Genomic DNA, 12067 nt, shown 5'->3' with positions numbered 1-12067 from the left:
CATGTATACTGTGATTTTATATCGTAATGGAACGCAGGCTTCAATTGAAAAATATATGTTTATGTTTCAGAGTTTTCGTGAAGCGGGACAAGTTGCCTGGTATCACTGGAAAGAACAGGATGAAGTTGAAGATATGATGAACGCCTTGAATATCAGAACGGAGACACATTTTGAATGGCGTCTGATAATTTTTGAAGGAAAATCTGAATGCTGTGGGGGAACACCTGAGAACACAATACCGGAAAAAATCAGTACCCTAATCAGCAGCTATGGACATGTAAGAGAAAACGGATATACAAAAATCAAGGGGTGCTGTCCGCAGCAGATTTGGTATGTTGGCTATCGGAAGAAACTATCGGTAGTTCCCTGTTATAAAGGAGGACTGATTTCCGTAGATGCAGATAGGAAATATGGCTCCTGCTTCAGGATGCTTTGGATGGAAATTGACTGCAGTTGCGAAATGCTGCGTCAGTATAGCCTGTTTATGCTTACCTGTGGTTTACTGACCCTGGCGGCGAATCAATTCCCGGCAGGAATTCTGGAATATGGTTTTTTGTATAAGCTGACGGTAGAAATCGAACAAAATGGATTTGAAAAGTTTATTTTTCATGAAGAGATGCGGCTGGCACAAATTTTAGATGATTTGAACCAGGAAATTGAAAGCCTGCGGCAAAAGAATCTTTGCGGAGTTGATTATCCGGAAGCAGTTTCTTTTAAGTGTTCATTGAATGCCTATAGAAACAGAAAAGCACATTCTGAAAAATTCAAAAAAATCAGAATGAAAAATTTTTCGCAGTCAGAAGTGCTGCAGGATAATCTTGCTCATAACAGACATGTGGTGTGGTCGAAGCTATACTTTCCTAAAGGAGTATTAAGGGAAGAAGCCTCCAGGATACAGGATGAAGTAAGCCGAAGAAAAAAAGCGGGGGGTTTTTTATCAGAAGCAGGAAAGGATATGCTGGAACGTGAAAAAAAAGAAGCTTTTGAACAGATGAGTGAGAAGAGACAAATTCAGCTGCAGCAGCAGGATTTTGAGTGGAATTTCAGGAATAATGAAGAAAATATCCGGCAGAAGATGGAATATATAGTGCCCCAAAAGCAAAAGAAGTATTTGTTTGTTATTTTGTGTGTGATAGAAGTAATGATATTAGTACCATTTGTTTATAGTTATATTAAGTATGTGAATAAATTAGAGAACTTAATAATAATAATTATATGCTGTTTTTTATTTCTGTTAGTTGTTACAAGTTTTTTTTTATTAGAAAAAATTGATGTGTTTTCTAAAGTTAGAAAATATAATAGACATTTTACAGTTAATTTGGAAGACAGACAAGAGAAAAAGGTTGTGTATTTGGAAAGTATTCTTGAACTGATTTCAAAATACCAATACTGTACGGAACTTGAGGAGGAGCAGGAAGAGCAGAAAATGGATTCTCTGCAGCGAAGAAAAAGACTGATGCGACATCGTTTTGTATGTGAAAGCAGTTTGATTATTTGCCGGCAACTGAAATATCTTCTGGTAGACAGTAATAAGAGTTGGCAAGTAAAGGAACCTGTACTTACAGTTGATTTCGAGCAGGAGCCTCAGGATACGGAATATTATTGGATTCCATATAAACGAAGTTTAGGAATGGCGGATATCAATAGAAGCGGAAGTCAGGTGAAAGTTTTCTTTGATTTTATTCCCAGAATACGGATAGAAAAAACGGAATATTAAACGGTGGAGGATGTTATGGAAATATTGCAGTTTTTGGTTGGAGAAATTTTGGGAGATTCGTCTTTTTTCCTGACAATTTATCAAGATAGGAATATTGCACCCATGACAGGCCGGGACAGAAGAAATTACATTTTATTTCCATTACTTTCGTTTTTTTTATCGTTTTTGAGTATTACAGTTATGTATGCATCTCAGGAGGCGGTACGGAAAGCGTATTTGGAATTGAAATCGATGTGGCCATGGTTGATTAATTTGAAAGAGTTAGTACATTGTATATTAGATATTTTCCCTCAAGCGAGCAGTATGTTCTGTTATATGACGCTTTATATGTTCGGCCGGAGTAAATTAAGTGAAAAATTTGTATATTTTGGAAAAGGATTCATGGAAGCTCATGAGGATTTCGGAAAAATATATGTCAGAGATGAATTGAGCAATGACTATGTATTATCTAAAAAGTGGAAGACAATTGCGAATGCATTAAAGCTGTTTATAGCAGTTAATCTGTTTTATCTGGCGGTTTTACATACCGGAGTCATGAATATTCAGAATGTTTTGTTTTTCCGCCCTATAGAGCTGTTTCCGACAGTATACCTTACGGCATTGTTTGAAGCTGTTAACTATTTGGATAATGGAGTTCCGGTGAGATGGAGGTGGCTGAAAAAGAGAAATAGGGAAATACCTTACAATATGAAGCTGAGGAAAATAAGGGCTTTATGTCTTAAAGAAGCATCTAAGGACAAGAGTGTTGTAACTTTCGATGGAAGTAGAAGCCATGAGCTTGAATTTTGTAAAGAAATACGGGAAATTATCAAGAACTATGAGGAAATTGATGATGCAAGGATTCAATATTTGTTGAGTTATTTAAAAAGACAAAGCGGTGAACTTTTTTTTCATATATCCTGTGTGGAAACAGCAATTATGCTCGTACAGGGTAAGAGTATTTTTTATGCAACACCTTTTTATTATGATGTTGGTATCTGCATTTTTTTTCCAATATATCTTTCCCTGCTCCGTAAGGAGAAAGCAGTGATATTGATTGAAGATACAGGAAATCTCAAAGAAATTATCGCATGGGTGAAAAAAGGGATTGAAGAGATTCAGGATTTAGTTGATTTTTGGAATGTTGACCTGCTGGATGGCAGTGTTGAACAGACGGATGTGGGTATTCTGCCATTTCAGATTATTAATCAACAGGATAAGGTTTATTGGCTGGATGAATTTCTGGATAAGGTTTCTTTTGCAGCGGTATTAGAGGCATCGGACATTCTGGCCGGGGGACAGGAAGCTGTGGCGGCTTTGGCGGAGAAGGTAGGAAGGAAAACGCCCAGATGCACATGGTTTCTATGTGATAAAAATGCGGAAAGTATGGTGGATTTATTTTCACATTTATTAAATTCAGAAATCAAGTATGTTAGCGCAACTCCATATTATGCGAAAAAAACAATGCTTGCTTATTGGAATACGGAGAGTGAGCCTTTTAGTCCCTGGAAACCGGCAAAACGATATCTTGGAGTTGAAGCAAGAATTGCGGAAATTGCAGGAAAAGAACATATTTCACATTTAATCTGGTATGGGGAGGATGTCATGCCGGTTTATGATCTACAATGGATATTCGGGCAGTATTATGACCTCTATGGAAAAAGAACCGGTGAAAAACCGTATCAGATGCAGTTAAATAGCCGTATTTCCTTTGAAATATCGGGAAATGCGAATAAATTGGAAACGGAACAGTTTTTGCTTGTGGAAGATTCCAATTGTAATTTATTTGAACTTGGGAGACAGTTTGCGACAAGAGCGCAGGAAAAAATATTTGTCAACATTTTATCTCCAGATTATATGCTCCGCGATTATATGAAGAGTATTAAAGATGTTATGAATGCAGATCCCAAATATATTACCCAGTTTGTTCCTCTTCCCGTTAACACAATGAGAAATGTGGCTCTTCGTTTAATCCGGAGAATGCTTGAAGGCGAAATTTCGGAGGAGGAAATATGGGAGTTCCTGAAAAAAGGGGAAGAAGATGTCAAACGTGAATTTATTAACCTGAGATATCTGCAAAAGCTGATTAATTTGGTTTTTAATATTGATGACGCAGAAATTAGCATAAATTTCGGAAGTGAGTTCTCTAATCAGGAAAAAGAAATTAAACAAATAATTTATTACCGTATTGTTGATGAACGCGTAAAGAAAGAATTCCGGAAATACTTTTCTCAGGCTAGTTATATTGATGAAATCGGTGACCGAAAATATATCGGAAAACTAATGCTGGCAGGACATCTGGAACAAAAATATATGAAGGGGCAGCAGGTTGTTTTAAACGGCAAATATTATGTGATTACCGGTAAGAATCAATCTGAATATGGCCAGGAGCTTTTAGTGAGAAGGGCATCGGATCAAATTTATGGAAGAAAATATTACCGACAGCTTAGAAGGTATTTCTCTTTTGATAAATTTGACGAAATTCCATCGCAGAAAATTGTATTTCGTTCTCACCAAGTTGTATTGAAGAGATGTCATATAAACCTGAATGCGTATTCCTATGGATATCTTGAAATGGATAGTTGGAATCAATTTTATAACGAAAATAGGATTTTAGGGCAATTTAAACAGGAGGAAACACGGATTTACAGGAGGAAAGAGGCTCTGCAGGTTGAATTTACCGGAAAAATGGAAAATAAAAGGTTGATTTACTGGACAGCAATAATGCTGAAGGAAACATTTTGTACCTTCTATCCGCAATATTATCATCTGCTGGATGTGGCCGTGAACTATAAAGAGTACCGGGAATATGAGATTCCGCAGGAACTTTTAACTGTTATACTGTCACATATTGATGCGGATACAACGCGGAGCTTTTATATTTTGGAGGATAGCAGAGAGGATATGGGGCTGCTTCGTTCAATTGAGAGCAATTTCACTAAAATAATGAAGATAATACAGGATTATGTGAAATGGAGCAAGGATAATGGAGACAATTATTTTGGAAAGTGATGCGGAGAAGAAAGCAGATTTAAGCGCAAAATGGAAAGAAGAAATTCTGAAATATTTTGCGGAGGAGTTACATTTTGCAGATAAGAATCAAGTGGAAGGCGGTACTTTATTGTGTGAAAACAAGATGGGACAAGAAGATGAAGTCTGTCCTTATTGCGGAAAGGGCGTTTTAGCTATTGATATAAAAAAGCATCCCATATCGGGTAAAATTTGTGAGGATTGTTTGAACTCTATTGTTTCTAATAAAAGTGCCATAATGGAGTTAGTAAATGACTGTATTTACAGTTTGGACTGCTTTTTTGGGTTGAAACAGGATAAACGAGTCGCGGTGAAGACCAAAAATCTGTTTTTTCATTTCTCTAAAAACAAATCAACCGGGATTACCAATAAACCTGTAAATATAAAATATAAAAAGAAAGGAGGATGGGAGCCCGATTTATTAAAAATAATGCTGGGTTATCCGGAGGATATTTTAAGAAGGGAACTATTACAGGTTTTAATAAATATCGGGTTACCTACCGGGGAAGAATATACTAAACTTAATGAGTTTAGAAACGGTACTGTTCAATGGATGACTGTCCATTGTCTCTACCTGGACTTCCACCAGCATTATGCTGAATATTGTGATGAAAAATGGGCAGAAAGTGATAATAATGCAGAGTATCAGGAATGTTGCAAAATATTAGGCTCTCCATTAACAGAGGATTTGATTAGCCTGGAACAAATGGAACAGCGGGAACAACAAAAACAGTAGGTACGAAAATTCAGCCGATTCTACAGTTAATATAAGTCAGAATCGTAACAGCCTGAAGGTGCAAGAGGTGAATAAATAGAATCTGAAGAATTGCTCTGAAATAGCATGCCTAATGAATATGCATTACAGAAAGCCTGTAATTGTGCTGATTAATGAGTATGATGTTCAATTAACCTTAGTAAATGCTGGTGGTTATTATAAAGAGAGACTGGATAACACTTATACGATAATAAAGAACCGGTTTTGAAAGTTACAGTGATAACGTGATGCCTGAAAATAGCCAGAGAAAGTTTTTGCGCAGGACTTGACAATATGCTTACTAACACAATTACAGTAATTTGCCCTGGCAGGATATATTATGAAGTTTAGCTATGAGTTATGAAAAAGGTTGACGGAATATTGTCAAAAAGGAAAAAGGGATCGTCGTATGATGTTTTTTAAAGCAAAGCACGCTGATAAAGATGATACCTGTCAGGAAGCATTAAAACAGATAGCATGTGGAAGCCTTTGAGGGAAATCGAATAGTCATCAGTTATAATATTGTTTTTAAAGGAGAGGGTGGCAAGATAGCAATATACGAATAAAAAATAATGAAGCCAGCCCTTCGATAGGTATTAATTTGGTTCTCAAATGAATTGTCTTAATTAATAAAACGGCGTGTTTCAAATTATGATTTTGAAACATGCTGTTTTATATTTAAAAAATGTTTTTCTATTAAGAGATACTTGACAAATACCCCCTGAGGGTATAAAGTGTGTTTTATAAATAACATACCCCATTAGGGTATATAAAATGTTCTATACAATAAGAGGGAGGTCAATCCATGCAAGAGTCCCATAAACAAAGTGAAGATTCCAATATAAATACATCGGTTTTATCCGTTCCCACCCCCGTACCGGCTTCTGAAAATGCTGTATCCTGCCCCCACCACAAACACACCCCCCGCACCCCCGAAGCCACCCACCAGCTCCAAAACCGCCTAAACCGCATGATAGGCCAGCTAAACGGCATCAAAAAAATGCTGGACGACAACCGCTACTGCGGCGACATCCTCACCCAGATAGCAGCCGTAGAAAGCGCCCTCCAAAGCTTCGGCTATATCATTCTCCAAGACCACCTGGAAACCTGCGTCGTAGAAGAAATACAAAACGGTAACACAGAAATTTTAGAAGAAGCCATAGATTTGATTAAAAAACTGAAATAATTCAGACAATAACCCTAATTACAATCTGTATAATGCGACAGCCGCCAAATGAATGAAAGCTCCTCCGGGTTTTCCAAAAATCCCAGTTCTAACCGCATCCCAAGTCCCAAAAGCCCCAATGACCCACACCAACTCATTTGCCAGCTTCCCACCGCAGAAATAAGGATAGTAATAAAGAAAGAGGTGATCCCCCCATGCAAACCCAAAAATTCAACATCACCGGCATGACCTGCGCCGCCTGCCAGGCCAACATCACCCGGAACGTCAGCAAGCTGCCCGGCGTCCAAAACGTCAACGTCAGCCTCCTGGCCAACCAGATGACCGTCACCTATGACGAAACCCAGGCCGACACATCCAAAATAATTGACACCGTAACAGGCATCGGCTACGGCGCCTCCTGCCCGATACAAAATGAAAATAAAGAGAGTACAATAAGCAGAGAATGGGAAAACCGCCGGGAACTTACCGAGGAAAACCAGAAAGGCATGAAAACCCGCCTGATAACCTCCGTAGCCATACTGATTCCCCTCATGTACGTAGCCATGGGCCCCATGATGGGCTTACCCGTACCGGGTATTCTAAACGGTATGGAAAATGCTCTGGTATCAGCCCTGACCCAGCTCCTGCTTACCATCCCTATTATGATCATAAACCGCCATTTCTATCAGTCCGGCTTCAAAGCCCTGATAAAAAAGGCCCCCAATATGGACTCCCTGGTGGCAATCGGTTCCGCTGCCGCCTTCCTATACGGCGTATTTTCCATGTATAAAATGTCCTATGGCTTCGGACACGGCAATATGGACCTCGTCCATCAATATGCCCATGAACTCTATTTCGAATCCTGCGCCATGATCCTCACACTGATTACCGTAGGAAAGTACCTGGAAGCCCGCTCCAAAGCCAAGACCTCCGATGCCCTCCGCAAACTCGTGGATCTCGCCCCTAAAACCGCCGTGGTTTTCCGCAACGGACAGGAACAGACGATCCCGGCGGAAAACGTCATTGCCGGTGATATCGTTGTTATCAAACCCGGCGGAAGCATCCCCGTAGACGGCGTGGTTACAGAAGGCCACGGCTATGTGGACCAGGCCGCCATCACCGGAGAAAGTATCCCCGTGGAAAAAGATCCCGGAGACGAAGTGATTTCCGCTACCATCAATAAAAACGGCACCTTCCGTTTCCGTGCATCAAGAGTGGGGGATGACACCACCCTGGCACAGATCATCCGTCTGGTAGATGAGGCCGGCAACACCAAGGCTCCCATTGCCCGCCTGGCGGACCGTGTCAGCGGAATCTTTGTCCCCACGGTTATCGTTATTGCTGTTCTGACCGCAATAGTCTGGATAGCCACCGGCCATACCTTTGAGTTTGCCCTTTCCAATGCTATCGCAGTGCTGGTAATTTCCTGCCCCTGCGCCCTGGGCCTTGCAACTCCCGTAGCCATTATGGTTGGAACTGGAAAAGCGGCAGAATACGGCATCCTGATAAAATCAGCGGAAAGCCTGGAAACCCTGCATTCCATCGACACCATCGTGCTGGATAAAACAGGAACCATCACCTCCGGACACCCTTCGGTAACCGATGTGATTATTTTTAACAAAAATATAACCCAGGATACCTTCCTGGCAGAAGCAGCAGCGGTGGAATCTGGAAGCGAACACCCCCTGGCTATGGCTGTGGTAGAAAAAGCCAAAGAGAAAAAGCTTCCGGTTCCCCAGGCGGAAAGCTTCGACGCCCGCGCAGGCCGGGGTGTCAGCGCCGTTGTGGAAGGGAAAAAATATCTGGCCGGGAACCTCGCCTTTTTACAGGAAAACGGCCTTCTTAAAAAAGAAGACATGCAAAAAACAGCCAAACAGAAACTGGAAAGCCTTGCCAATGAAGGAAAGACCCCTCTGCTTTTTGCAAAAGACGGCGAACTTGAGGGCATCATAGCTGTGGCGGATACCGTCAGGGATTCCAGCAGATCTGCCCTGAAGCAGTTTAAGGAAGCCGGCCTGAAGGTGGTAATGCTGACCGGCGATAACCGGATTACGGCAGAAGCAATCCGTAAAAAATTAGATATTGAAGAAGCCATATCAGAGGTTATGCCCACCCAGAAGGAATCCGTTATCAGGCAGCTTCAGGAAAAAGGACATAAGGTAGCTATGGTAGGCGACGGCATTAACGATGCTCCCGCACTCACCAGGGCGGATGTGGGAATCGCTATCGGTGCAGGAACGGATATTGCTATCGATTCGGCGGATGTGGTCCTTATGAAGGATTCCCTCGTCGATGTGGCGACTGCCATAGATTTGAGCAAGTCGGTTATACGCAATATCCGCATGAACCTGTTCTGGGCATTCTTTTATAACATTTTGGGAATTCCCGTGGCGGCAGGCGTTCTGTATCCGGCCTTCGGCCTGCGCTTAAGCCCCATGATCGGTTCGGCAGCCATGAGTTTGAGCTCCGTATGTGTTGTAACCAACGCCCTCCGTCTGCGCTTCTTCAAAGGGAAAACAACAGACATTACTGCCTTTGGCCAGCCGGAAGTAATTTCTGCACCGGAATCACAGCAGCCATCTGCCGTCAAAAAACAGCCATTGACCGCTGCACAGGAGGAATCCGTTACTCAGGAAGCCCCCTCCAGCCAGGACACAATAAAACCAGAAAAAGAAAGGAATGGACAGGAAGAACTGTCCGGAAAAGGAGAATCAGAAATGGAAAAAGTAATCACAGTAGAAGGAATGATGTGCGCACACTGCCAGATGCATGTGCAGAAAGCCCTTGCAGCCGTGGAAGGTGTGCAGGAAGCGAATGTGGATCTGGAAGCAAAAAAAGCCACGGTTAAGCTGTCTGCGGACGTAGCGGATGATACCCTGAGGAAAGCCGTGGAGGATGCCGGCTATACCGCAGTGGACTGCGTAACCAGATAAAACAGCACTGAACAAAAAAGCAGGATATGTCAGTTCAACAGGGAATAGTTCATTGCGCACAGAACCTAAATAAGGTATAAAGAAGAAGAGCCGTCCGGAGCGAAGGGGACGCAGCCCCAAAGCTGCGTAACAGCTGAAAGAATTCCGGATGCAGCTTCTTCTGCCGGAGAAACTGAATTCAGAAGCTTAAAAAAGCCTCTGCACCGACAGAAACACGGTGCGGAGGCTTTTTTAAGCGTTTTTCCAAGCGTATCTGACGCTACTCATTTCTGCTGTTCACAAAGATAATGACTGCGGTACTGGCTGGGCGTCATATTGGTAAATTTTTTAAACTGCCTCATGAAATGAAGCTCATTTTCATACCCGCAAAGCTCTGCAATGGACTGGATGGACATTTCCGTGGTCCGCAGGTAAAAACGGGCGGATTTCAGGCGTGCCTGAATCACATCCTGAATGCAGGAAACACCAAACAGCTCCCGGTAAAGATGCTGCAGATAGGAAGGGCTGATATGCACTAACTCAGCCATCGCCTCAATTGTCCATTTTTTATGCGGCGTATTTAAAATGGACATCCGCAGCTCATTCATTGCGGAATAATATTTGTTTTCCATGGCTTCGTCAGGAGAAGACAAAAGCTGGGAGGCCAGTGAATACAGCAAAGTCCGCATGAGGGAATCCAGAATCTGTTCCCGGTAGGGATGCTCCGAATTTTTTTCCAGGACGATCATACGGGCATATTCGGAGAGCTGTCCGGTAAAGGAAAGCGTGCATGGCGTATTGCAGGGAAGCTTCAGATCCTGCAGGAATGGTAAGTCGCAGTCCTCAGGCAGAAAATGAATCCAGTCATCATTATAGGAGGCGCCTACACTGCCGTAATGGACAGGAACCGACGGTTCATACAGAATAACCGTCCCCGGCGGAGTCTGCAGAGTTTTTCCGTCTATCCGGAAAAAAGCCTCCGTTTTTATAAGCAGAAGAGTATAGTCAGGCGTTCCTCCCGGACGGCGCATTTCCAGCCTGGTCCGGTGTCTGGAATCATAGCCGCAGTGGCCGACAGTAATCATGGCAGATACCTATCCTTTCCGGTTAAAATGACAGTCAGGACGAACAGCAGAACCAGTCAGGGAGCTGTTGCTCCTGATATCCGAAGCCGAGCTGTCAGTTATATTTTACCGCCTTTTTCAGATTTGTACAGTGCTGTTGTAAAAATAGCAACTGTTCAGGCTTCCGTCAGGCAGACTTCGAAACAGCGGAATGGAAAGCTTTGCAGTATTGATAACTGCCGCCTGCATCGCCGCTTGCTTCATCGTAAATCAATCAAAAATAAAAATAAAGGAGTACAAACCATGGCAAAACAGGAAAGCAAGGAAGAAAGACAGAAATGGCTGGAGGAGGTATACGGCAAAATCTGCGCAAAAATGAGCGCCGAATGCGACAGAGTCGGTGACAAAATCCCCTATATACCGGAAAACGGCAGGTATACAGAGGATTTTGGTGAAAAAGACATCTTCTGGTGGACCAATGGCTTCTGGGGAGGAATGCTCTGGCAGATGTACCACGCCACAGGAGATGAGAAATACCGGAAGGCCGCTGAGGGTGTGGAGAAGAAGATGGATACCGCCCTGGCAGATATCGGAAGGCTGTATCATGATGTGGGATTTATGTGGCTGCATACCGCAGTGGCCGATTACCGCCTTACCGGCAGTGAGGAAGCCAAAAAACGCGGTGTTAATGCGGCCAATGTGCTGGCGGCCAGATTCAATCCGCTGGGGAATTTTATCCGCGCCTGGAACGGTGATAACCAGGTGGGCTGGATCATCATAGACTGCCTTATGAACCTTCCCATCCTTTACTGGATGAGCGAGGAGAGCAAGGATCCCCGGTTCGCGGCGATTGCAAAAATCCATGCGGATACGGCCATGGACAAGCTGTTAAGAGATGACGGCTCCTGTAACCATATCGGCGTTCTCGATCCGATGACAGGGGAGCTTCTGGAAGCGCCCGGAGGACAGGGCTATGGTGAAAACAGTGCATGGAGCAGAGGACAGTCCTGGGCAGTTTACGGCTTTGCTCTCAGCTATCATCACACGGGTGAAACCAGATATCTGGATGCCGCGAAAAAAGTGGCACATTATTTTATTGCCAATGCGGCCATGACCGATTATCTGCCGCTCTGTGATTTCCGTGCGCCTCAGGAGCCTGTATATTATGATTCCACGGCAGGAGCCTGTGCGGCCTGTGGTCTTTTAGAAATAGCATCCTTTGTGCCGGAGCATGAAAAGAAGCTGTATGAAGAAAGCGCCTACCGCATTCTGCGCGCCATGGAAGAAAAATTCGCCAACTGGAATCCGGAAGAGGATGCGATTCTGGAAATGGGAAAAGTCGCTTATCACAGCGATGCCGAACAGGAAGCGATCATTTACGGTGATTATTTCTTTATTGAAGCGATTCTGCGCCTGCTTGACAAGGACTGCTTTATTTGGTAAGAG

Annotated in this window: 7 protein-coding genes; 6 read left to right on the top strand and 1 reads right to left on the bottom strand. The window is 43.0% G+C overall.

Annotated features, from left to right (window positions below; genetic code table 11):
• Position 1 precedes the first annotated feature (1 nt).
• The 5 genes from FYJ45_RS00620 to FYJ45_RS00600 all read left to right on the top strand — a co-directional run bounded on the left by FYJ45_RS00620 (position 2) and on the right by FYJ45_RS00600 (position 9578).
• Entirely contained in the window at positions 2 to 1717 is a 1716-nt protein-coding gene (locus FYJ45_RS00620; RefSeq protein WP_154462993.1) for a hypothetical protein, read from the top strand.
• 15 nt (positions 1718 to 1732) lie between these two features.
• Entirely contained in the window at positions 1733 to 4708 is a 2976-nt protein-coding gene (locus tag FYJ45_RS00615; protein WP_154462992.1) for a hypothetical protein, read from the top strand.
• Positions 4683 to 5462, top strand: a complete 780-nt coding sequence (locus FYJ45_RS00610) for a hypothetical protein (protein ID WP_154462991.1) — start codon at positions 4683 to 4685, stop codon at positions 5460 to 5462. Before FYJ45_RS00615 ends, FYJ45_RS00610 begins: the two co-directional genes overlap by 26 nt.
• A gap of 823 nt (positions 5463 to 6285) precedes the next feature.
• Positions 6286 to 6666 (top strand): metal-sensing transcriptional repressor, encoded by a 381-nt coding sequence (locus FYJ45_RS00605; RefSeq protein WP_154462990.1) that lies wholly within the window; start codon positions 6286 to 6288, stop codon positions 6664 to 6666.
• Positions 6667 to 6860: 194 nt separating this feature from the next.
• Positions 6861 to 9578 (top strand): heavy metal translocating P-type ATPase, encoded by a 2718-nt coding sequence (locus tag FYJ45_RS00600; protein WP_154462989.1) that lies wholly within the window; start codon positions 6861 to 6863, stop codon positions 9576 to 9578.
• Positions 9579 to 9841: 263 nt separating this feature from the next.
• Here the strand turns inward: FYJ45_RS00600 and FYJ45_RS00595 are convergent, their stop codons facing one another.
• Positions 9842 to 10642: an AraC family transcriptional regulator gene (locus FYJ45_RS00595; RefSeq protein WP_154462988.1), complete on the bottom strand. Its 801-nt coding sequence runs from the start codon at positions 10640 to 10642 to the stop codon at positions 9842 to 9844.
• 282 nt (positions 10643 to 10924) lie between these two features.
• Between FYJ45_RS00595 and FYJ45_RS00590 the strand changes: the two genes are divergently transcribed.
• Positions 10925 to 12064: a glycoside hydrolase family 88 protein gene (locus FYJ45_RS00590; RefSeq protein ID WP_154462987.1), complete on the top strand. Its 1140-nt coding sequence runs from the start codon at positions 10925 to 10927 to the stop codon at positions 12062 to 12064.
• Positions 12065 to 12067: the final 3 nt, after the last annotated feature.

This window comes from Eisenbergiella porci (genome assembly GCF_009696275.1).
Lineage (GTDB): Bacteria > Bacillota > Clostridia > Lachnospirales > Lachnospiraceae > Eisenbergiella > Eisenbergiella porci.
Note: the sequence above shows the minus strand (reverse complement) of the source record. Positions and strands in the feature narration are given on the sequence as shown.